Annotated in this window: 23 protein-coding genes and 1 pseudogene; 13 read left to right on the top strand and 11 right to left on the bottom strand. The window is 53.3% G+C overall.

The features are described 5' to 3' along the window. Positions 1 to 51: 51 nt before the first annotated feature. The 3 genes from ACLM7Z_RS13440 to pfkB all read right to left on the bottom strand — a co-directional run bounded on the left by ACLM7Z_RS13440 (position 52) and on the right by pfkB (position 3,800). Entirely contained in the window at positions 52 to 810 is a 759-nt protein-coding gene (locus tag ACLM7Z_RS13440; RefSeq protein WP_435645320.1) for a DeoR/GlpR family DNA-binding transcription regulator, read from the bottom strand. A gap of 137 nt (positions 811 to 947) precedes the next feature. Further along, a complete protein-coding gene (locus ACLM7Z_RS13435; protein ID WP_087017564.1) occupies positions 948 to 2,864 on the bottom strand; it encodes a PTS fructose transporter subunit IIABC in 1,917 nt (638 codons plus the stop codon). 33 nt (positions 2,865 to 2,897) lie between these two features. Continuing rightward, complete coding sequence (gene pfkB / locus ACLM7Z_RS13430; protein WP_087017566.1) at positions 2,898 to 3,800, bottom strand: 1-phosphofructokinase; 903 nt, start codon at positions 3,798 to 3,800, stop codon at positions 2,898 to 2,900. Between the two features lie 337 nt (positions 3,801 to 4,137). Between pfkB and sdaAB the strand changes: the two genes are divergently transcribed. From sdaAB to ACLM7Z_RS13415, 3 genes are all read left to right on the top strand, one after another. After that, a complete protein-coding gene (gene sdaAB, locus ACLM7Z_RS13425; RefSeq protein WP_087017568.1) occupies positions 4,138 to 4,806 on the top strand; it encodes an L-serine ammonia-lyase, iron-sulfur-dependent subunit beta in 669 nt (222 codons plus the stop codon). Beyond that, entirely contained in the window at positions 4,803 to 5,678 is an 876-nt protein-coding gene (gene sdaAA / locus ACLM7Z_RS13420; RefSeq protein ID WP_435645319.1) for an L-serine ammonia-lyase, iron-sulfur-dependent, subunit alpha, read from the top strand. Before sdaAB ends, sdaAA begins: the two co-directional genes overlap by 4 nt. 88 nt (positions 5,679 to 5,766) lie before the next feature. After that, positions 5,767 to 6,795, top strand: coding sequence for a response regulator transcription factor (locus ACLM7Z_RS13415; protein WP_165761024.1), 1,029 nt, complete (start codon positions 5,767 to 5,769; stop codon positions 6,793 to 6,795). Between the two features lie 132 nt (positions 6,796 to 6,927). Here ACLM7Z_RS13415 and ACLM7Z_RS13410 read toward each other — a convergent pair. From ACLM7Z_RS13410 to ACLM7Z_RS13400, 3 genes and pseudogenes are all read right to left on the bottom strand, one after another. Continuing rightward, a pseudogene (locus ACLM7Z_RS13410) lies at positions 6,928 to 7,319 on the bottom strand (transposase); the annotation flags it as partial. A gap of 94 nt (positions 7,320 to 7,413) precedes the next feature. Next, positions 7,414 to 7,779 carry an IS3 family transposase gene (locus ACLM7Z_RS13405; protein WP_435645318.1) on the bottom strand — a complete coding sequence of 122 codons (366 nt, stop codon included), beginning with the start codon at positions 7,777 to 7,779 and terminating at the stop codon, positions 7,414 to 7,416. A 26-nt stretch (positions 7,780 to 7,805) separates the two neighbouring features. Beyond that, positions 7,806 to 8,336: a transposase gene (locus tag ACLM7Z_RS13400; protein WP_435644886.1), complete on the bottom strand. Its 531-nt coding sequence runs from the start codon at positions 8,334 to 8,336 to the stop codon at positions 7,806 to 7,808. A 291-nt stretch (positions 8,337 to 8,627) separates the two neighbouring features. Between ACLM7Z_RS13400 and ACLM7Z_RS13395 the strand changes: the two genes are divergently transcribed. From ACLM7Z_RS13395 to ACLM7Z_RS13360, 8 genes are all read left to right on the top strand, one after another. Next, complete coding sequence (locus ACLM7Z_RS13395) at positions 8,628 to 9,728, top strand: sulfate ABC transporter substrate-binding protein (protein WP_087017572.1); 1,101 nt, start codon at positions 8,628 to 8,630, stop codon at positions 9,726 to 9,728. 71 nt (positions 9,729 to 9,799) lie between these two features. Further along, positions 9,800 to 10,639, top strand: a complete 840-nt coding sequence (gene cysT / locus ACLM7Z_RS13390) for a sulfate ABC transporter permease subunit CysT (protein WP_087017574.1) — start codon at positions 9,800 to 9,802, stop codon at positions 10,637 to 10,639. Positions 10,640 to 10,652: 13 nt separating this feature from the next. Next, the gene (gene cysW / locus ACLM7Z_RS13385; protein ID WP_087017576.1) at positions 10,653 to 11,474 is read left to right on the top strand and encodes a sulfate ABC transporter permease subunit CysW; all 822 of its coding nucleotides are present in this window, start codon (positions 10,653 to 10,655) and stop codon (positions 11,472 to 11,474) included. 2 nt (positions 11,475 to 11,476) lie between these two features. Beyond that, positions 11,477 to 12,553, top strand: coding sequence for a sulfate/molybdate ABC transporter ATP-binding protein (locus ACLM7Z_RS13380; protein ID WP_087017578.1), 1,077 nt, complete (start codon positions 11,477 to 11,479; stop codon positions 12,551 to 12,553). A gap of 16 nt (positions 12,554 to 12,569) precedes the next feature. Next, positions 12,570 to 14,243: an adenylyl-sulfate reductase subunit alpha gene (locus ACLM7Z_RS13375; protein WP_087017580.1), complete on the top strand. Its 1,674-nt coding sequence runs from the start codon at positions 12,570 to 12,572 to the stop codon at positions 14,241 to 14,243. Beyond that, positions 14,227 to 14,538 (top strand): 4Fe-4S binding protein, encoded by a 312-nt coding sequence (locus ACLM7Z_RS13370; protein WP_273350583.1) that lies wholly within the window; start codon positions 14,227 to 14,229, stop codon positions 14,536 to 14,538. The genes ACLM7Z_RS13375 and ACLM7Z_RS13370 overlap by 17 nt, the downstream gene beginning before the upstream one ends. Before the next feature lie 20 nt (positions 14,539 to 14,558). Then, on the top strand, positions 14,559 to 15,458 hold the full coding sequence (gene cysD / locus ACLM7Z_RS13365) for a sulfate adenylyltransferase subunit CysD (RefSeq protein ID WP_087017584.1): 900 nt from the start codon (positions 14,559 to 14,561) through the stop codon (positions 15,456 to 15,458). Further along, complete coding sequence (locus ACLM7Z_RS13360; RefSeq protein WP_435645780.1) at positions 15,451 to 17,166, top strand: sulfate adenylyltransferase subunit 1; 1,716 nt, start codon at positions 15,451 to 15,453, stop codon at positions 17,164 to 17,166. Before cysD ends, ACLM7Z_RS13360 begins: the two co-directional genes overlap by 8 nt. A 69-nt stretch (positions 17,167 to 17,235) precedes the next feature. On the opposite strand, the gene queF is transcribed toward ACLM7Z_RS13360, so the two are convergent. From queF to queD, 5 genes are read right to left on the bottom strand one after another with little or no spacing between them, the layout of a single operon-like run. Next, entirely contained in the window at positions 17,236 to 17,733 is a 498-nt protein-coding gene (gene queF / locus ACLM7Z_RS13355) for a preQ(1) synthase (protein WP_087017588.1), read from the bottom strand. A gap of 2 nt (positions 17,734 to 17,735) precedes the next feature. Then, positions 17,736 to 18,425: a 7-cyano-7-deazaguanine synthase QueC gene (queC, locus tag ACLM7Z_RS13350; RefSeq protein WP_087017590.1), complete on the bottom strand. Its 690-nt coding sequence runs from the start codon at positions 18,423 to 18,425 to the stop codon at positions 17,736 to 17,738. Positions 18,426 to 18,437: 12 nt separating this feature from the next. Next, a complete protein-coding gene (gene folE, locus ACLM7Z_RS13345; protein ID WP_273350581.1) occupies positions 18,438 to 19,016 on the bottom strand; it encodes a GTP cyclohydrolase I FolE in 579 nt (192 codons plus the stop codon). A gap of 23 nt (positions 19,017 to 19,039) precedes the next feature. Continuing rightward, positions 19,040 to 19,708, bottom strand: coding sequence for a putative 7-carboxy-7-deazaguanine synthase QueE (gene queE, locus ACLM7Z_RS13340; protein ID WP_087017594.1), 669 nt, complete (start codon positions 19,706 to 19,708; stop codon positions 19,040 to 19,042). A 3-nt stretch (positions 19,709 to 19,711) separates the two neighbouring features. Then, complete coding sequence (gene queD, locus ACLM7Z_RS13335) at positions 19,712 to 20,140, bottom strand: 6-carboxytetrahydropterin synthase QueD (protein WP_087017595.1); 429 nt, start codon at positions 20,138 to 20,140, stop codon at positions 19,712 to 19,714. A 279-nt stretch (positions 20,141 to 20,419) separates the two neighbouring features. On the opposite strand from queD, the gene ndk reads away from it, so the two are divergent. Together ndk and ACLM7Z_RS13325 are read left to right on the top strand one after the other, a co-directional pair. Next, entirely contained in the window at positions 20,420 to 20,824 is a 405-nt protein-coding gene (gene ndk, locus ACLM7Z_RS13330; RefSeq protein ID WP_087017597.1) for a nucleoside-diphosphate kinase, read from the top strand. A 151-nt stretch (positions 20,825 to 20,975) separates the two neighbouring features. Beyond that, positions 20,976 to 21,929, top strand: a complete 954-nt coding sequence (locus tag ACLM7Z_RS13325) for a hypothetical protein (protein WP_273350434.1) — start codon at positions 20,976 to 20,978, stop codon at positions 21,927 to 21,929. Positions 21,930 to 21,989: the final 60 nt, after the last annotated feature.

Genomic DNA, 21,989 nt, shown 5'->3' with positions numbered 1-21,989 from the left:
ATGGTATGGTCGGTTTTCCGGCACACGCCATTCTCTTCTTTTTGTCTTTTTTTATTCTTTGGGGGCGCAGATGATGTTTTCACATTGCTGATATGCCTCGTTGTGCAGATCGTCTGTGACGATAGAGGCGGATGCGAAGCTGCCGAACGTGACAGAGGAAACCTGGCCAAACTTGCTGGCGTCGCACAGAACATAGCATCTGTGGCAGTGCTCCATCGCGCACTGCTTGATGAGAGCTTCATTGACATCCGGCGTGGTAAAGCCCGCCTCAAAATCGACGCCGTTGCTGCCGAAAAATCCCAATGTAAAATGGTACATTTTCAGATTCATATAGGCTTCGCTGCCGACGAGAGCCTCTGTGACCGCTTTGATCTCGCCGCCGATGATGCGTACCTGTGCGCCGCGCAGGGCCAGCAGCCGGGCGTGCGAGACAGAGTTTGTAACATAGGTGGTCTCGTTGACCGGGAGAAATGGAATCATGCTGCCCGTTGTTGTTCCTGCATCCAGATAGACAAAATCACCCTTCGAAACAAGTCCGGCGGCATAGCGGGCAATCCGCACTTTTTCTTCCTTGTGAATTTCTTCACGCAGAGAGACTGCGTCTTCGCGGGTCAGTACGTTGCTTTTGATATGCGGCGCGACGGCGCCGCCGAAAACTTTAACCAGCTGCCCCTGTTCGTGCAGCGTATTCAGATCCCGACGGATTGTGGATTCAGAGATACCGAGGCGATCCTTGATTTCCTGAAGAGTAATGCTGTCCTTTTCCTCCAGCATTTGCAATATTTTTGAATGGCGCTGCTCCGGGAGCATGGCAGATCCTTCCTTTCGTGACAGATATGGGCGGGGTGCGCCGCGGGAAATAAAAGTCGGCTCACAGCTGCCCTCTGTGTGTGAGGAAGAGGGTCGAACTGTGAGCCGTGCTGTTGAAGGGAAAATACAACGGTGTATTATTCTTCTACATTTTTCTTGAGTATGCCGAGGAGGACGGCGCTGACTACCGTGCCGACAACCAGAGAGATGACATACATCGGGGCATTTCCGACAACCGGGAAGACAAAGATACCGCCGTGCGGCGCCATCAGAGTGCAGTCAAACATCATGGACAGCGCACCGGAAACAGCCGAGCCGATAATGCAGGACGGCAGGACATGTAACGGATCGGAGGCAGCGAACGGGATAGCACCTTCCGTGATGAACGCAAGTCCCATGATAAAGTTGGTTGGGCCGGACTGACGCTCTTCCTTTGTAAATTTCTTTTTGAACAGCAGCGATGCCAGAGCAATTGCACACGGCGGAACCATGCCACCGATCATAACGGCTGCCATAACGTTGTAATTGCCTGCGGCGATAGAGGCCGTACCGAATACATATGCTGCCTTGTTGAACGGGCCGCCCATATCGATTGCCATCATTCCGCCGAGGATCAGGCCTAAGAAAATTTTACCGGAACCGTTCATGTTTGTCAATGTCGTATTGAGCAGTGTATTCAGGGCGCCTACCGGCGGCTCAACGACAAAGGTCATGATGACGCCGACAATCAGGATGCCGAATACAGGATAGAACAGGACGGACGAGATTTTTTCAAGCGACTGTGGGAGCTTTTCAAACAGCTTTTTGAGCAGGAGAATGACATAACCGGCGAGGAAGCCTGCGACCAGCGCGCCGAGGAAGCCGGATTTGCCGTTGGCGGCAATTGCACCGCCGACAAAGCCGAGCGCGAGTCCCGGACGATCCGCGATGCTCATTGCGATGTAGCCCGCGAGTACCGGCAGCATGAAGCCGAAGGCAATTCCGCCAATGCTTTTCAGCGTTGCGGCAATCGGAGTGATGGTACCGAAGTTGGCGCGCGCTTCTTCGGAGAGCGCGGTCATATCGACACATAAACCGTCAATCAGAAAGGCGAGTGCAATCAGAATACCGCCGCCGATAACGAACGGGAGCATGTGGGAGACGCCGCTCATCAGATGGACATACAGCTGATGACCAATCGAACCGCCACTCTTTGCGGATGTGTCTGTATGTGCGCCGCCACTTGCGGATTCATAGACCGGCACATTGCCGCTCATGGCGCGTGAAACCAACTCGTCCGCCTTGCTGATGCCGTCGGATACCTGGCATTCAATCAGCTTTTTGCCGTGGAACCGATCCATCGGCACCTTTGCGTCCGCTGCGATGATAATACAGTCCGCGTCTGCAATTTCCTGTGCAGTCACAACATTTTTTGCGCCGCTCGAACCGCGGGTTTCGACCTTCAGGAAGCAGTTGTGTGCCTTGGCGGCCTTTTCAAGTGCTTCGGCTGCCATATAGGTGTGAGCGATGCCGGTCGGACAGGAAGTAACCGCCAGAATTTTGAACGATGCGTCTGTCATGGACTGCGTTGTCTCGATGGATGCGTCCAGATCCGGGCGTTCCTCATCCGCTTTGTCGATGATTGCAAGGAATTCTTCGACGGTTTTTGCGTTTTTCAGCTTTTCAATGAATTCTTCGTCCATCAGCATCATGGACAGTTTGCTCAGTACATCCAGATGGATGTTATCCTTTGTGTTGGGGGCGGCGATCAGAAAGACAATGTGTACCGGTTCATCGTCGAGGGAGTCGAAGTCCACACCGTTCGGAATGACCATTGCCGCGAGCCCCGGACGGGTTACAGCAGCACCCTTGCCGTGCGGAATGGCAATGCCTTCACCGATGCCGGTTGTGCTTTCCTCTTCTCTGGCGTAAACCAGCTTGCGATACGCTTCCCGGTCGTCGATTTTTCCGCTTTTGCACATCAGATCGATGGCCATATCCAGTGCTTCCTTCTTGGATGAGGGAGCCGCATGGAGTTCCACGCTGCGTGCGTCCAGCAAATCTGTGATTCTCATAAAATCCTCCTTCTTACATAGTATACCATTCTCTTATAATGTGGCATATAGCTGCTCGATTTCTGCTTTTGTTGCCAGCAGTTCGGAAAATGCGCTGGCGCTGCCGGCGGCGACACCCATTTTAAATGCATGGCTGTAGTCTCCTGTCTCCAGCCATCCCGCGAGGAAGCCCGCTACCATCGAATCACCTGCGCCAACACCATTGACCAGCGTTCCCTTTGGCGCGTGCGTTTCATAAAAGCTGCCATCCTCCGCGACGAGAACCGCGCCTTCTCCTGCCATCGAAATGAGAACATTACGCGCCCCCATCTCCTGGAGCTTTTTTGCATATGGTACTACGGCGCTGCGGGTTTTCAGTTCAACGCCGAAAATTTCACCCAGCTCATGATTGTTCGGCTTGATGAGGAACGGATGGTACCGCAGGACATTCACCAAAAGCTCCCGTGTTGCATCGACCACAATCAGAACATGCTTATCTTTGAGCCGTTTCATGATATCCATATACATGGAATCCGGCATGGAGGATGGAATGCTGCCCGCAAGCACCAGCATGTCAGTGTCAGTCAGATCATCCAGCAGCCGCATCAGTTCTTCAATCTTTTCGGCGGAGATAGCGGGTCCCATGCCGTTGATTTCCGTGCCCTCAATGGAGCGGAGCTTCATGTTGATGCGGGAAATACCGGATTCAATCGGGATGAATTTCGACAGGCAGCCGATTCCTTCCACACGCCTGCGAATTTCCTCTCCCGTAAAGCCTGCGACAAAACCGAGCGCCGTGGTCTCCAGACCGAGGTTATTCAGGACAATCGAAACATTGATGCCCTTTCCACCGGGAAGGATCTGCTCGAAGGTCGTCCGGTTTGTCATGCCGAGTTGGAAGTCATCTACCGCAACAATATAATCCAGCGATGGATTAAACGTTACTGTGTAAATCATGTTCTCTCTCCTTTCGTTTTTCTTGACTATAGTATATAACAGCAGACGGTCAAAATCAATCAAACTAATTCACAAAAATGCAGGATATTTTTTGTATATCGTTCATAAAAAATCATTTACATTCAAACTCGGTTAAAAGGTGCGTGGGCGTACAGCAGATTCGCCGGGCTCCGTTTCTCTGTCCAGACAAAAATCTGCTGTATAAAGCGATACCGGGATATTGAAAAAACGACTGCGGGTGGATATAATAGGAACAGGATAACGGCGTCTGAAAAAACTGTCGTTATCTTTTTTTATCAATGTTTTCACTCAGCACAGAAAAATGGAAGGAGAAAACATGAATGTATTTGATATCATCGGGCCGGTAATGGTTGGCCCGTCCAGCTCACACACAGCGGGCGCGGTAAAAATCGGATATGTCTCGCGCAAGCTGCTGGCAGAACCGCTGAAAAAGGCAGAGATCCTGCTGTACGGTTCCTTTCTGGCGACCGGCAGAGGACATGGCACAACGCTCGCGCTTGTCGCAGGACTGCTCGGCATGAAGACAGATGACAGCCGCATTCCGGACAGCATGCGCATTGCGGAGGAGCGCGGCATTGAAATCACCTTCGGAGAGGCGGAGCTGCGCGACGCGCACCCGAATTCCGTCCAGCTCATCCTGACTGGCATTGACGGAAGAAAGCTGGAGGTTGTCGGGGAATCCATCGGCGGCTCGCGCATCAATATTGCGGGGATCGACGGCATTTCCACAAACTTTTCCGGCGATTATCCGACGCTGATTGTCCACAACCTCGACCAGCCCGGGCATGTCGCGGAGGTCACGAGCATGCTGGCACATAAGTCGGTCAATATTGCCACGATGCAGCTGTACCGTGCTTCGCGCGGCGGCTATGCTGTTATGGTCATCGAATGTGACCAGGAGGTGCCGAAGGAGTCTATCGCATGGCTGGAACACCTCGAGGGTGTACAGAAGGTCACCTATTACAGCCTGAAGGACGGTGAATGACAATGAGCTTTGAAAAATTACAGGAAATTTTGGATTGCACACAGGAACGGCACATTCCGTTCTGGAAAGTCATTCTGGAAGATGACTGCACGGAGCGAAGCGTGTCCGAAGAGGAATCCTTTGAGACCATGCGCCATATGTACCGCGCAATGAAGGAAGCCGACACAGCCTACGACGCAGAGCTGCGTTCTGCCAGCGGCATGGCGGGCGGCGACGGTGCGAAGCTCGAGCAGTTCCGCAGGCAGGGAAATCATCTGGTCGGCGACTATCTGTCCGAGGTTATGGAAAAGGCTGTCAAAATGGCGGAGTCCAATGCCTGCATGCGCCGCATTGTCGCGGCACCGACCGCAGGCTCCTGCGGTGTCATCCCCGCTGTACTGCTCACATATCAAAAACAGAAGGGAACAGAAGAGAATCGCATGGTTGAAGCACTGTTTGTCGCGGCAGGCATCGGCGAGGTGATCGCCGCCAGTGCGAGCATTGCGGGTGCGGAGGGCGGCTGTCAGGCGGAGATCGGCTCTGCAAGCGCCATGGCTGCCGGGGCGGTCGCTTATCTGGAAAACGGCGGGGAAGAAGACATTGTGCATGCGGCGGCACTGGCGCTGAAAAACATGCTCGGTCTGACCTGTGACCCGGTTGCGGGTCTGGTAGAGGTACCGTGCATCAAGCGAAATGTTTCCGGTGCGGTCAATGCGGTGACAAGTTCCCAGATGGCGCTTGCCGGCGTCCGCAGTGTCATTCCGCCGGATGAGGTCATCGATTCCATGCGCCGCATCGGCAGACTGCTGCCCGCCTGCCTGCGCGAGACAAGCCAGGAGGGGCTTGCAACAACCCCAACCGGACAGCAGGTAGCAAAGCGTATGCGCAGCTGAGGACGCTGCGCAGGTATCAATTTGACAGAATGGCAGAAATATGATACCATACTCTTCCACTGTGAAATGAATGGGGAAAGAGGAAACGATGGAAACACGACTCCGGATTTTGGAAGCGGTTGACCAACCGCGCGATTCCATTTGGGATCGATTTCAGGAATATGCTGAGGTGACGGCAGTGCGTGACGGCGAATGTGCGTACCACCTGCTGTGTGAGCAGAAGTTTGACCTTGTGTTTCTCAACCTGATGCTGAGCGGACTGGATGGTCTGGAACTGCTGCGGCGCATCCGGCAGCAGGAACTGTGCGGGTTTGTGGTACTGACCAGCGAATTTCCCGATTTCCGGTATGCGCAGCAGGGGATTTTATATGGCGCGTTTGATTATCTGCTGCGCCCGCTGACGGAGGAAACGCTGCTGCCTGTCCTGCTGCGCGTGCGCGACCGCATGGGACAGGCAGATTCGGTTTTGCAGCAGGAGAGCGTTGCGCTGGCGGAAGAGATGGGTTCACCGCAGCTCCCGCAGCGTTTTGACGAGGTGGTACAGGCACTTGCCGGGATTCAACAGGGAAACGATGCCCGTATCGATGTCATGGTGCGCACACTTTACCGAGCTGTCGTGGAGCGCACCTTCGCAGACCGCCCGTGGCTGTCGCGCTTTGAGCAGCCGGAGGCATATGATACCATCGACTGGATGGGCGCCGGCAGCCCGAGTATGGTGCGCGATTATTGCAGGAGAAGGCTGGGAGAGCTGAGTGACAGGATTGCCATCCTGTATCCAAAGACGGGCTGCGCCAAGCTGGACAGCATCCTGCTCTATCTGTTGGACAATGTGGATGGCGGCTGCCTGCAAAAGGATGTGGCGGCAGCGCATTATCTCAGCAATACGGCGCTCAGTGAGCTGTTCCGCAGTCAGTTGGGACGGTCATATCGCAGCTATGTTACGGATATCAAGATGCTGCGCGCACAGTATCTGCTCCAATACACCGACCAGAAGATATATGAAATCAGCGCGCAGCTGGGTTACCGGGATGTGAATTATTTTTCCCGTATTTTCCGGCAGCGCTATGGCGTTCCGCTCTCGCAGTACCGGCAGCAGACACAGGATTATCAAATTTGAATCAGGGCACCTCCAAAGGAAGAATTTTCCCGAGGGGGTGCTTTTTATGTGCAGACACAGCGCGTTACGCGGAAAAACAGGAAAATACGGTAAATTTTTCAGGAAGGGGGTGCGGACAAAATCTTGGACTGATTATGCAGCAAAACCAAGATGATGTCTATACTCAATCGGGCTCATCCCACCTAGAGATAACTTGATGCGTTTATGGTTATACCAATTGATATAGCGGTCAATCTCCCGGCTAAAATCGTCAAGCGAGACTCCTGTCCAAGAGCGGCCATAGAACATTTCGTTTTTGAGCCTTCCAAAGAAACCTTCGCAGGCTGCGTTATCGGGGGAGCAGCCCTTCTTAGACATAGAGCGAATGAGACCGGCCCCATTCATCCGTTCAATCCATCCGGGCCATCGGTAATGGCAGCCCCTGTCAGAATGGACAATCGGATGACAGCCCTCTGGCAGATCGGCAATCACTTGATCCAACATGGTGTTGACCAGATCGGCATTGGGCGGGTTCCGATCGTCCAGCCCACAACCATTCCATCAAAACAATCGATCATGGCGGAGAGATATAGCTTGCCGTTCGAAAGGGCAAATTCTGTGATATCCGTCAGCAACTTCTCATACGGCTGATTTGCATGGAAATCGCGTAAAATGATGTTCTCTACTTCGGGTGTGATTTCCCCAAATACGAACTATATTTTCGTTTCTTCGAGCGCAAAACCACCAGTTTTTCTTCTTCATGATCCGGCGGATGATCTTCTCGGAGAGCATAATCCCTTTGCGCTTCAGCGCCAGATAAATGCGACGGTAACCATATATGCCCCTGTTTTCGTGAAAAATCGAGGTGATTTGTGCCCGTTGGGATAGATATTTGTCGGGTTTGTTCATAACAGCTTGCTGGTAATAGTAACTGCTTTTGGCCATCTTAAAACGGGACAGCAGCGCTGGCAGTGCATATTTCCCCTTCAAGGCATCGATGATCACTGCCTTTTCACGGTTTCTGAGTACCGTTAGATCGATGCCGGGTCTTTTTTTAAAACTGAGATGGTCTCCTTCAGCACATCTACTTCAAACTGCAGTTCCTGGAGTTGCGTTCGAAGATTCTCCAGTTCCTCAGATTCAGGCAATGCATGATCCTGAGGCAACGGCTCCCTTGGTATGCTTTTTCTCTTCGCCATCAGACCCACCATCCCATACTTCAGATATTTCCTGCGCCAGACGTATATGCTCATACGGCTGTATCCGATTTCCCTTGATACATATTCTACATCTTCGCCTAATTCAAAGCAACGGTGAATTACCTCATATTTGAATTCTGCTGAGGGATGCCTTGGATGCCCCGATGTGTTGCAGTGATGATCCATCTCTGTGGGAGACTCTTCTGTGTGGCCATGTCTGTTCTCTAACCCGGCTTTTTTGCGCTCATACCAGCGGTAAAGCGTAGACTCGCTCGGGTATCCTAACCGACGGATTACAGCAGCTATTGATCCCAGCCGCTCGTATTCTCTTAGTGCGATTTCTTCCTGCTCTTTTGTATACATTCAGTTCCCTCCTTTTGGAGTCCAACTTTTTGTCCGCAGGCCCGAATCTGCCAAAATCCATGAAAAATTTCATAATTCTGGAAAAGGGGTTGCATCTCGAGCAGGGGACAGATATAATAGCCACATTAAATCTACTAAACCTACAGAATAAGTAGGAATAAGAAAATGAAAGGGATGATTGTTTATGCAGTACGAAACCGACCGACAGAATCTCCCTCTTCTGCGAATGCGATGTTGTGGATGACAGACAGACGCACACACAACGATATCGAATAAAAGAAAGAGGAATCTATGATGACATACAAAAAGAGAGTATCTGCTATTTTACTGGCATCCGCACTGACCGTCGGCGTGCTGGCGGGCTGCGGAAGCACGTCGGACAGCAGTTCGGCTTCCGGTTCCGGAGAAAACGGCGGCTCGGTTGAGCTGACCAATGTATCGTATGACCCGACTCGTGAGCTGTATGAGGCATACAACAAGGCATTTGCGGCGCACTGGAAGGAACAGACGGGTCAGGATGTCACAGTAACGCAGTCGCATGGCGGTTCGGGCAAGCAGGCGCTTGAAGTTGCAAACGGTTTGGAAGCAGATGTTGTGACGCTGGCGCTGGAGGGCGATGTCGATGCAATCAAGGATGCCGGTCTGATTGAGGACGGTTATACCGAAGAATTTGACAACGACAGCGCACCGTATACGTCCTCCATTGTCTTCCTGGTTCGCAAGGGCAATCCGAAGAACATTCAGGACTGGGATGACCTGCTGCGCGATGATGTCGGCGTCATCACGCCGAATCCCAAGACCTCCGGCGGTGCACGCTGGAATTACCTCGCGGCGTGGTACTATTTCGAGAAGCAGGGTCAGAGTGAGGAGCAGATCAAGGAGAGCATGAAGACACTGTACTCTCATGTACTGGTTCTCGACTCCGGCGCACGCGGTTCGACGACATCCTTTGTGGAAAACAAGCAGGGCGATGTGCTGCTGGCGTGGGAGAACGAAGCATTCCTGTCGCTGGAGGAGTATCCGGGCGAATATGAGATTGTCATTCCATCCGTATCCATTCTGTGCCAGCCGACCGTAGCGGTTGTAGATGAGGTTGTGGACAGCCGCGGTACGCGCGATGTGGCGACCGAATATCTGAACTATCTGTACTCCGACGAGGCACAGCGCTTAGAGGCAGAGAACTTCTATCGCCCGTCAAATGAGGAAATCCTGAAGGAATACACATCGGACAGCGAAAGCAGAACCATAACGGAAATTCCGGAAGACAACAAGTGGATTGTTTCCGATGGCTTTGAGCTGACCAATATTGACCATTTTGGCGGCTGGACGGAAGCAACCGAGAAGCATTTTGTCGACGGCGGCATATTTGACAGCATTTACGAAGAAAAATAACGAGATTCATCTGTACGGGGCGGGCAGAAATGCCCGCCCCCGGTGAAGACAGCGGAAAGGAATGAATCACTTTGAAAAAAAAGAGAAAACAGAGGAGGGTTATACCGGGGTTCGGTTTGTCGCTGGGCATTACTGTCACGCTGCTCAGCTTGATCGTTGTCATTCCGCTGTGTTCACTGGTAGTTTTCTCCTCACAGTTATCATTTTCAGAATTTATTGAGACCATCACCAGTCCGCGTGTGCTGGCGAGCTATCGGGTCAGTTTTCAGACAGCACTGATTGCTTCGCTCATCAATGCAGTGGTCGGACTGATCATTGCATGGGTGCTGGTTCGGTATCAGTTCCCGGGCAAGCGCATCATGGACGGACTGATTGAGGTTCCGTTTGCACTGCCGACGGCGGTTGCCGGCATTTCACTGACTCATATGACAGTTGACAGCGGCTGGGTTGGCAGTATCTTCCATAAATTCGGCATTGAAATTGCGTATACGCGCATTGGCATCACGATTGCACTGGTTTTTATCGGCATTCCGTTTGTTGTGCGTTCCGTCCAGCCGGTGCTGGAAAAGCTCGATCCGCAGTACGAGGAGGCGGCGAGCATGCTTGGCGCGGGCCGCACCTACAGCTTCTTCCGAATTATCTTCCCGGAAATCTTTCCCGCACTCGTCGCGGGCTTCACGATGGCATTTGCCCGCAGCCTCGGCGAATACGGCAGTGTGGTATTTATCGCGGGCAATACCCCATTTAAAACGGAGATCACACCGCTGCTCATCATGTCCCAGTTACAGGAATATGACTATGCGAGCGCAACCTCGATTGCGCTGGTCATGCTGGCAGCCGCGTTCCTGATTTTGTTTGTCAACGCAGTCCTGCAAAGCAGGGCTTCCAAAATTGTCAGTGGCATCGGATAAGGAGGGATTTGCTTTGAAACAGAACGAACAGTCCGGCGCTGTCAAATGGCTGCTCATTGCGTTCAGCGCGGTTTTTCTGGCGGTGATGCTGGTTCTGCCGCTGGTGTATGTCCTGATTACGGCGTTCCGCGAGGGCATACAGCCCTACCTTGAGGCAGTCACTGATAAGTATGCGCTCAAGTCCATCCAGCTGACGCTGGAGGCGACCGTGATTGCGGTTATCGTCAACACAGTATTCGGGCTTTTCGCCTCATGGTCTATCACAAAGTTTCAGTTCCGCGGGAAAAAGATCATCTCCACACTGATCGACTTGCCACTGACGGTTTCGCCGATTATTGCAGGCCTGATTTATGTCCTGACTTTCGGACGGCAGAGCTTCCTGTATCCATATCTAAAAAGCGCACACATCTCGATCATTTATGCCGTTCCGGGCATTGTACTCGCAACCATCTTTGTCACCTTCCCGTTTATCTCGCGTGAGATTATTCCCGTGCTGACGGCAGCAGGTAAGGACGAGGAGGAAGCGGCAGCGCTGATGGGCGCAGGCGGCTGGACGATTTTCCGGCGCGTCACCTTCCCACATATCAAATGGGCATTGCTGTACGGCATCGTGCTGTGCACGGCGCGTGCTATGGGAGAATTCGGTGCGGTATCCGTTCTCTCCGGACATCTGAGAGGCAAGACAAATACCATGCCGCTGTACATTGAGCTGCTGTATCAGGGCTATGACTTCACCGGCGCCTTTGCCGTATCATCGATTCTGGTTGTCATGGCGATCATCATTCTGGTTCTTCGCAGTGTATTGGAATACCGGGGCAGGAAAAACGAGGAGTAAGCATGGAAAAGAACTATTATGTCGAGCTGAAAGGAGTCAATAAGAGCTTTGGCAGCTTTCAGGCATCGAAAGATATCAGTTTTGGAATAGAAAAAGGCAAGCTGATCGGTCTGCTGGGGCCGAGCGGCAGCGGCAAAACCACCATTCTCCGCATGCTGGCGGGACTGGAAACCGCTGACAGCGGCGATATTATCATCGACGGCAAGGTGGTCAACGATGTACCGGCAAGTAAGCGCGGCATCGGCTTTGTCTTTCAGAATTATGCACTGTTCCGCTATCTGACTGTATATGAAAATATCGCATTCGGTCTGAAGGTACAGAAGTGGCCGAAGGACAAAATCCGGGCGCGTGTGGAGGAAATGCTCCGTCTGATCGGGCTGGAAGATACCGCAAAGCGTTATCCCAACCAGTTGTCCGGCGGACAGCGGCAGCGCATTGCGTTTGCTCGTGCACTTGCTCCGCAGCCGCAGCTGCTTCTGCTTGACGAGCCGTTCGCCGCGGTCGACGCAAAGGTGCGGCAGGAACTGCGCAGCTGGCTGCGCGAGATGATTTCGGCAGTCGGCGTCACGAGTATTTTTGTCACGCACGACCAGGACGAGGCGATTGAGGTTGCGGATGAGATCATCATTACCAATCAAGGCCACATTGAACAGATCGGCACACCGAAGGACATTTATCGTCAGCCGGATACGCCGTTTGTCGCACAGTTTATCGGGCAGTCGTCCATTGTCGAGGATTTCCGCAGATTCGCAGGCTTTGCACACGCGGGCAGCAACGCGACACGCGCCGCTGTCCGTCCGGAATACATCAGCGTTTCCAAACAGGGCGAACCGCTCCGGTTCCCGGTCAATACCGAGACCGGCGTGGTCGAACGCACTGCTTTCCGCGGCAGCGAAATCGAATTGACCATCCGCGTCAAGGATACGCTGCTGACGGCGAAGCGCTTACTGGATGATACACCGGTTTCCGTCGGTGAAACCGTGCGCGTTTTCATCTATCGTCTGTATGCTTTCGACAACGAAAAAGCATATGTCATTGAAAATGAGGCGTTGACTTCGCCGGATTCGGTCGTCATTTAACAGGGGGGGACATTCTGTGAAAACAACAATTCTGGACACGGATGTTCTCATCCTCGGCGGCGGTGCAGCGGGATGCTATGCCGCGATTACCCTGCGCGAAAAGGCACCGGATGCAAGGGTGCTCATTCTGGAAAAAGCGGATATCCGGCGCAGCGGCTGCCTTGCAGCGGGTGTCAATGCACTCAACGCCTATATTGTGCCGGGCAAGACGCCGGATTTTTACGTCGATTATGCAAAGAAGGACGCACACGGCATTGTGCGTGAGGATTTATTGCTCAGTATGAGCGAGCGGCTCAACCAGGTGACACATCGTCTGGAGCAGCTCGGACTTGTCATTCTGAAGGATGAAAAGGGAAATTATGTCACGCGCGGCAATCGAAATGTGAAGATCAACGGCGAGAACATCAAGCCGCTGCTGGCGCAGGCGGTGCGGGAATGTCCGAATGTAACGGTCATGAACCGCGTCAATGCGGTGGATTATATTGTGGAAAATGGCCGTATCGCGGGCGTGTTCGCCAACGATGTGCGCAAACAGGAGCTGTATTTTATCCGTTGCCGCGCATGTATCTGCGCGACCGGCGGCGCGGCGGGACTGTACCGCCCCAATCATCCGGGCTTTTCACGGCACAAGATGTGGTATCCGCCATTTAACACCGGAGCGGGCTATGCGATGGGCATCCGCGCAGGGGCGGAAATGACGACATTTGAAATGCGCTTTATCGCGCTGCGCTGTAAGGACACGATTGCACCGACCGGTACACTCGCACAGGGCGTCGGCGCCAAGCAGGTCAATACACATGGCGAGGTCTATGAACAGAAATACGGTCTGACGACTTCCCAGCGTGTATATGGCACTGTGATGGAAAACCGAGAGGGGCGCGGCCCTTGCTATCTGCGCACAAAGGGCATTACGCGCGAGCAGGCGGACAGCCTGAAAAAGGCGTATCTGAACATGGCGCCGTCCCAGACACTCAAATGGCTGGAAAATGGCAGCTCTCCGGACGAAGAAAACGTCGAAATTGAGGGTACAGAGCCATATATCGTCGGAGGACACACTGCGAGCGGCTATTGGGTGGACGCTGACCGCATGACAACCATTGACGGCCTGTTTGCGGCGGGCGATGTAGCGGGCGGAAGCCCACAGAAATATGTCACCGGCGCACTGGCCGAAGGCGAGATTGCGGCGGAAGCCGCAGCGGCGTATGTACAGAAACCGATGGGCAGCGTTTCTGAGGAATATATCGGGCAGCGCGAAGAAGAAATACAGAAGTATTTTGAAAATACAGGGCTGTTCACGACCGAACAGCTGGAAGAAGCCATGCAGGGCATCATGGATCATTACGCGGGCGGCATCAGCACAGATTACGGCTTTACCGAATCCGGCTTGCAGTTGGCTGACCGAAAAATTCAGCGGCTGCTCCGCCTGAGTGACAGTGTTCATGTCTCCGATATGCAGGAGCTGACGCGACTGTTTGAGCTGCGGGAACGCCTGCTTGTCTGCCGCGTGGTCATCGCGCATCTGGCGGATCGAAAGGAAACCCGCTGGCACTGCTTCGCGGAAAATCTGGATCATCCGCAGAGTGATGACAGCTGGCTGAAATATGTCAATTCCCGTTATGAAAACGGTGAAATCCACATGCTCCACCGTGAGCTGGTAGGGAGGCACGAGCGATATGAGCATTCACATTGACCGGAATACATGCATCGGCTGTGGGCGATGCGCCGATATCTGTCCGGGCACACTGTTCTGTATGACAGATGGACGGGCGTCTCTGCGCTATCCGGAAGAATGCTGGGGCTGTGTGTCCTGCGTCAAGGAATGCCCGGTTCATGCGATTTCGCTGTATCTCGGCGCCGACATCGGCGGCATGGGCAGCCGCATGACGGTGCGACGCGAGGACAGCCTGCTGCACTGGACGGTTGCCCGCCCGGATCATACAACGGAAACCATCACGGTCGATACGCGTGATGCAAACAAATATTAAACGTTTGGAGATGAATAACAATGAGTGAATTTTCCCACCTCGACCAGTTAGAGGCAGAGGCTATCTATATTATGCGTGAAGTCGCGGCGGAATGTGAACGCCCGGTTATGCTGTATTCTATCGGCAAGGACAGCTCGGTTATGCTGCACCTGGCGATGAAGGCGTTTTACCCCGAAAAGCCGCCGTTCCCGTTTCTGCACATTGACACGACATGGAAGTTCCGTGAAATGATCGAATTTCGTGACCGCAAGGCGAAGGAACTCGGCATTGAGATGCTGGTTTACACCAACCCGGAGGGATTGGCGCAGGGCATCAATCCGTTTGACCATGGCGCTGCGTATACCGATATCATGAAAACACAGGCGCTCAAGCAGGCGCTGAAGAAATATGGCTTCACCGCAGCCTTCGGCGGCGGCCGCCGCGATGAGGAAAAGTCGCGTGCAAAAGAACGCATTTTCTCGTTCCGAAACGAAGCACAGGCATGGGATCCGAAAAACCAGCGTCCGGAGATGTGGAAGCTGTACAACACCCGCATCAACAAGGGCGAGAGCATCCGCGTATTCCCGCTGTCCAACTGGACGGAAAAGGACATCTGGCAGTACATCAAGCGCGAGAACATCGACATTGTGCCGTTGTATTTTGCGGCGGAGCATCCGGTAGTTGAGCGCGACGGCAACCTGATTATGGTCGATGATGACCGCATGCGCCTGAACGAGGGCGAAGTGCCGCAGATCAAAAAGGTTCGCTTCCGCACACTCGGCTGCTATCCGCTGACCGGCGCGGTCGAATCGGATGCAACCACACTGGATGAGGTCATTTCGGAAACGCTGTCGGCTGTCACTTCGGAACGCACCAGCCGTGTGATTGACAAGGAAGCTGCCGGCAGCATGGAACGCAGAAAGAGAGAAGGGTATTTCTGATGAAGAATCTGTTAAAAAATTTATTACATGCGGCAGTGTGGACGACGGCAAGTCCACACTGATCGGACATATTTTATACGATACCAAGAAGCTGTACACCGATCAGGAACAGGCGCTCGAGCTGGAAAGCAAGGTCGGCAGCCGCGGCGGTGAAATTGACTATTCTCTGCTGCTCGACGGCCTTATGGCGGAGCGCGAGCAGGGTATTACGATTGACGTCGCTTACCGCTATTTTACTACAGACAACCGCAGCTTTATCGTTGCGGACACGCCGGGACATGAGGAATACACGAGAAACATGGCAGTCGGTGCATCGTTTGCCGACCTCGCCATCATCCTCGTCGATGCTTCCCAGGGCGTGCTGGTGCAGACCCGCCGACATGCGCGTATCTGTGCACTGATGGGCATTCGCTACTTTGTCTTTGCGCTCAACAAGATGGATCTGGTTGGCTACAGTGAGGCGCGCTTCCGCGAAATCGAGGCGGAGATTCATGCGCTCGCCGAAGAGCTGCACCTGCACAGCGTGCAGATTATTCCTGTCTCCGCGACGGCGGGTGACAACCTGACGACAAAATCAGACAACACACCGTGGTATACGGGTACAACACTGCTGGATTATCTGGAAACTGTAGATATTACCGAAGCACAGTCAGAAGAGGGCTTTTATCTCCCGGTACAGCGTGTCTGCCGCCCCAATCATACGTTCCGCGGCTTCCAGGGTCAGATTGAGTCGGGTGAAATCGCCATCGGCGACGAAATTACCGTCCAGCCGAGCGAAGAAAAGGCAGGCGTAAAGGCAATTCTGGTCGGCGACAAGCAGGTAGATCACGCCTATGCGGGGCAGCCGGTTACCATCCAGCTCGACCGTGAAATCGATGTTTCGCGCGGCCGTGTTCTGACGCGCGGCAACAGCATTTCCTCTGCGAAGGCATTCCAGGCGACGCTTCTGTGGATGGATGACAGCCAGCTGACAGAAGGAAAGGAATACTTTATCAAGCTCGGCACCCGCACGATCCCCGGCGTAGTCCGCGCGATTCGATACAAGACGGATGTCAACACCGGTGAGCAGCTTCCTGCGCTCAGCCTGAAGAAAAATGAAATCGCCTACTGCGACATTGCAGTAGACGAAAACATTCCGATTGATACGTTTGAAAATCACAAGACGCTGGGCGAGCTGCTGCTGATCGACCGCGTGACCAATATGACATCGGCATGCGGCGTGGTACAGGCGATTGTTCATGAAACAGACATCGGCCGCACAGTACAGTTCCAGCAGGGAGACGAGATTGTCAAGACACACCTGTTTGAAACCGTTTATGTCCAGCTGCAAAGTGGTCTGCTCGGCAGCTATGACCCGGAGGGTGTCCGCTTCCAGATCGGCGATGCCGTTCCGCTCAGCGGTGAGGGCTACCATTACCCACAGGATTTTGATATCCTTGATCTGGCGAGCCGTTCGGTTGTCCGCATCCGGGACGGCGTGTTTGCCCAGCTGCTGCCGCTGAGCCAGTATGTCACAAGAGGTCTGCCGATTGTCAACGAGCGCGGTGCAGCCATCTGCGTGCCGTCACAGGACGATTTGGAGCAGTTCCTCGTGGCATATGATTCGCATACACGGGCGGATGAGAAGAAGCTCAACCGCTGGCTGCATTTTGAGACCTTCCGCCGGATTGTCTACCGCAGCAGTACAAGCGATGACTATATGATTTAATCCCATCTTACCAGAGAAACGCAAAAGCGGAAGCCAACGGCTTCCGCTTTTGTTATCGATACAGGTTTGTTATCGGTTGTCGATTTTTTCCGGATACAGGTCGTGGTTTGCCATACGGTTCCATGCGACTTCCTCCCAGCGTGTGCCGGGCTTGCCGTAATTGCAGTAGGGGTCGATGGAGATGCCGCCGCGCGGGGTGAATTTGCCCCAGACTTCGATATATTTCGGATCCATCAGGCGAATGAGATCCTTCATGATGATGTTCACGCAGTCCTCATGGAAATCACCGTGGTTGCGGAAACTGAACAGGTACAGCTTGAGCGACTTGCTCTCCACCATGCGCTCGGACGGCACATAGGAGATCGTAATGGTGGCAAAATCCGGCTGTCCGGTGATCGGGCACAGGCTGGTGAATTCCGGACAGTTGAACTTGACAAAATAATCGTTTTCCGGGTGCTTGTTGACAAAGGTTTCGAGCACTTCCGGAGCGTAATCATCGCGGTATTTTGTGCCCTGATTGCCGAGCAGGGTGATGCCCTGCGTTTCTTCCGTGTTTCTTCCTGCCATGCTTATCCCTCCTGCAATGCCGGATCGGCGACACCGTTGGCGGCAAAGGCTGCTGCGCGGTCGCGGCAGGTGCCGCACTTGCCGCACGGCTTGTCACCGCCTTCATAACAGCTCCAGGTCAGCTCGTATGGCACGCCGAGGCGCAGACCCTCGCGCACAACATCTGCCTTTGTGGAATGGACAAACGGCGCCTCGATGGTCAGCTGGTTGCCGCTGCCGATGTAAATCGCATCGCGCATGGCGTTATGAAACGCACTGCTGCAATCCGGATAGGCGTTGCCTGCCGCATCGTCGCTGTGTGCGCCGTAATAGATGACAGAGCAGTCCTTGGACAGCGCAATGCTGGCTGCAGAGGACAGGAACAGGCCGTTGCGGAACGGCACATAGGTGGAAACCGGCTTGCCGTCGGTCTTTTGGAGCTGATTGGCGTACGACTCCTCCGGGATTTCATTTTGCGAACCCTGGAGCAGGGAGCATTTGGTGTCGTACTGGAAGATTTTTGCGAGGTCGAGCGTCAGAAATTCGACGCCGTAATAGTCGGCAATTTTTTTCGCTGCTTCGACTTCTTTTGTATGCAGCTGGCCGTAGGTGATGGACAGTGCAACTATGTTTTCTTTTCCGTATTTTTCAATTGCCAGTCCGAGGCAGGTGGTGCTGTCCACGCCGCCGCTGGATAAAACAAGAGCCTTCATGGTGATATCTCCTTATCGGTACAGTCTCATCTGCAAATCGGAATCGGTGCGGAACCGTCCGCGCAGGGTGGTGGTTGTGGTGCGGGCATTTGCCTGTCGGATGCCGCGCGCGGTCATACAGCTGTGACTGCCCTCGATGAGCACGGCGACGTCTTCCGAACCGGTGACGATCTGCATAATCTGGGCGATGTCCGAGCCGATGCGCTCCTGTAGTTGCAGGCGTTTGGACACCATATCAGCAATGCGTGCGATTTTGCTCAGGCCGATGACCTTGCCGTTCGGCATATAGGCGACGGTCGCGGTCATGTCATACATCAGAGCAATGTGATGCTCACAATAGCTGAACAGCTGGATGTCACGCACAATGACAAGGTCTTTGGAATCGCTGGCGAAATCCATTTCGTCCTCAAAGGTCTTGTCGAACATCTGCGCAATTTCTTCGTTGGTGTAATTCATGCCCTCGAACACCTCGCTGTACATGCGTGCGACGCGGTCAGGCGTGTCTTTTAAGCCTTCGCGGTCGGGGTCATCGCCGAGGGCAATGAGGATGCCGCGGATATGTTCCTTGATTGCATTGGTATCAATAGCCATAATTTTTTCCCTTTCTGCGGTGCTTATACGCCGCGCTGGTCGGGGTCCCAGATGATTTTGTGCATCTGGAGCTGCATAGTGATGTCATTGAGCACATGCTCCTGCATAAATTCGACAATTTCCACCGGCTGGATGCGCCCGAAGACCGGACTGAGGTAGACATGGCAGCGGTGGGTCAGGTCATATGTTTGGATGATTTCCAGTGCGCGCTCGAGGTCAGCGCGGCTGCCAGCGACAAACTTCACCGTATCGCGTTCGGTCAGCAGCGCAAAATTTTCCGTGCGCATGTGCGATTCCATACCACTGCCCGGCAGCTTGTAGTCCATGGTAAATGAAATGGCGGAAGAGATGCCGGTAAACGGTGTGAGATCGATGCTGCCATTGGTTTCGATTTCCACACGCTGTGCCGGATTTTCTGTCAGCCTGTGCAGCAGCTCCGCCATGCCCGCGCGCAGCAGCGGCTCGCCGCCGGTCAGGGTGACGTTGTGCACACCGGTTTTGCGCACAGCTTCACAGATTTCCTCGGTTGTCATGGTTGTATGTGGTGCATCAGCATCGTTTGCCCACATCGTATCACAGAAGGAGCATCGCAGGTTGCAGCCGGTAAAACGGACAAAAACGGAGAGCTGTCCGGCGAGCACTCCCTCGCCGTTGATGCTGACAAAGGTTTCTGCTACGTTGAATTCTGCCATGTTTCAGTCTTCCTCCCCGGTGTAGGAGGCGCAGTTGTTCGGCGTTTCGTATACAGTCGCCTCTGCGACGTGGTAGCCGAGCGCCGAAGCGCGCTCAAAAAAGTATTTTGCAAAGTGCTCGGCAGTCGGGCGGAATGGGATTTCCGTCAGAGAAAAGCCGTCCTCCGCGAGCGCATCGCGCGTACCTGCGCGAAGCGTGCCTGCTTCATAAATCAGTGTGTGATCCATTGGTTCGACAATCGCCTTCAGGTCACCCTTGAGCTGGGAAAAATCCACCAGCATGCCGCGCTCCTGCACGGTGTCCTGTAGCGCCTCGCCGCAGACGCGCAGCTGGACAATCCAGTGGTGCCCGTGGATGTTGTGGCATTTGCCTTCGTAATGGGCGAGAAAATGCGCCGCATCAAAGCTGGATTCCGCCTTCAAATAAAACATACAATCTCCTTCAAAGCAAACAAAAAAGCAGGCACAACGGCCTGCTGTAACAGATAGCGTATCATGGTACAGTAGCCCTGGTTTTGTTTAGAGACAGGATGGTGCAAACGAACTGTCTGATTTACATTCTATATTACTATACCACCGTCATGCAAGAATGTCAAATCTTTCGCGTTCCGCAGGCTTTGGAAAATTTTCTGTAAAATTGCTGGTAATTCCTGTGCAAAAACGGTATAATACATTTTGAAACATATCTGACCTGAGAGGAGAAAGAGGAATATGGTACAGCAGACGTATATTATGCTCAAGCCGGATGCGTTGCAGCGTGGTCTGGCGGGCGAAATTATTTCCCGCATTGAGAAAAAAGGCTATCATATGGTGCGCTGTGAGCTCAAGATGCTGGATGAAGCGATTTTGAAGGAGCATTATGCACACATCGCAGATAAGCCGTTTTTCCCTGAGCTGGTTGCGTATATGACCTCCGGTCCGGTGCTGGCGATGATTATTGAGGGAGAAAACGCCATTGTGGGCATGCGCATGCTGATGGGCGCAACCAAGTTCGGTGAGGCGTTGCCGGGAACGATTCGCGGCGATTTTGCCAATACAACAACGGAAAACCTCATCCATGGCTCGGATTCCGAAGAGACTGCTGCGATTGAAATCAAACGCTTCTTCGGCGAATAACAGGAAAATACCGGCAAAAGGCTGCTGCGGCAGCCTTTTTGTTTGCATGAATGGCATACATTCCTTGAATCGGAGCGGGAAGTATGGTACTATATGCAGTGAACCTGTGCCGGCTACACAGGGATTCTGGGCAAACAATGGAGATAAGATTATGAATGTAAAACGAATTGCCGCGCTTGTGTTTGCGTCCTGCATGACTGTTCTGCTGGCAGGCTGCGGTGCGGCATCGAACAACGATACCGGCAGCGCCGCACTGCCTGCGGGCACACCGACACTGGAAGAAATTTATGCGGCAAACACGCTGGAGGCATATCATGCGGCGAATATCCAGCCTTCCCTGAGCACTTGCCTGCGTGAAGGGCCGGACAATCGGGAGACCAACGCCCTGCTTACCCTGTACTGGGAGGAAGACCTTGGTCTGGTTTCGCGCTTTCGCAAAACAGATATGTCGTTTCGGTATTATTTTACACGCGATGATGTGAATTATTCCGCTGCCATTACAGAGGATGAGGACACCGTGCTGACCATTCTGGCCGATGATCCGGAGCAGCGCGGCGAAAAGGAAATCACCTATGCGGAAAAGCTGTTCCATCAGTACAGCTTCGGCGATTATAGCAGCAAGGAAAAGCTGGTTTCCTGCACGGACAGCGGAGATACCTACCATATTATTACGGATATTTCCGCAATGTCCTTCACAGACAGCACCGGACGAACCTATACCTACACGACGCAGGAATACGATGTGGAGAAGGAAACTCTGCGCATTCTGGATGTCTTCCGCACATACCGCTTCACCGATACCGATGGAACGGTAAAGGAGTGTACGCGCTCGCGCTGCATGACCTACAACAAAAAGATTGTATCCCTGCCGGATTTCATGCGGGAGGATATCATAGAAGCGGACTGGAGCCGTACGTTTACACTGCACTATCCGGATGGCTCAACGGATACTGTAGCCGTGCCGGACGGAATTTCGGTTCTGGTACAGGCACCGGATGGATATGAGGTATATGCCGACAGTGACTGTGAAACTGTGTACGAAGAAGACCGGACGGACGAGGACGGAGCCTTTCCAAACCGTACGGTTTATCTTGCAAAGAAATAACAAAACATACAAGAGAGTATCGAGATCCGGTAAATCGGGAACGGTTCACCGGATTTTTTT

The sequence above is a fragment of the Butyricicoccus porcorum genome, from assembly GCF_051246315.1.
Taxonomy (GTDB): Bacteria; Bacillota; Clostridia; order Oscillospirales; family Butyricicoccaceae; genus Butyricicoccus_A; species Butyricicoccus_A porcorum.
The sequence above is the reverse complement of the archived record's forward strand: the minus strand, read 5'-3'. Positions and strand labels throughout refer to the sequence as shown.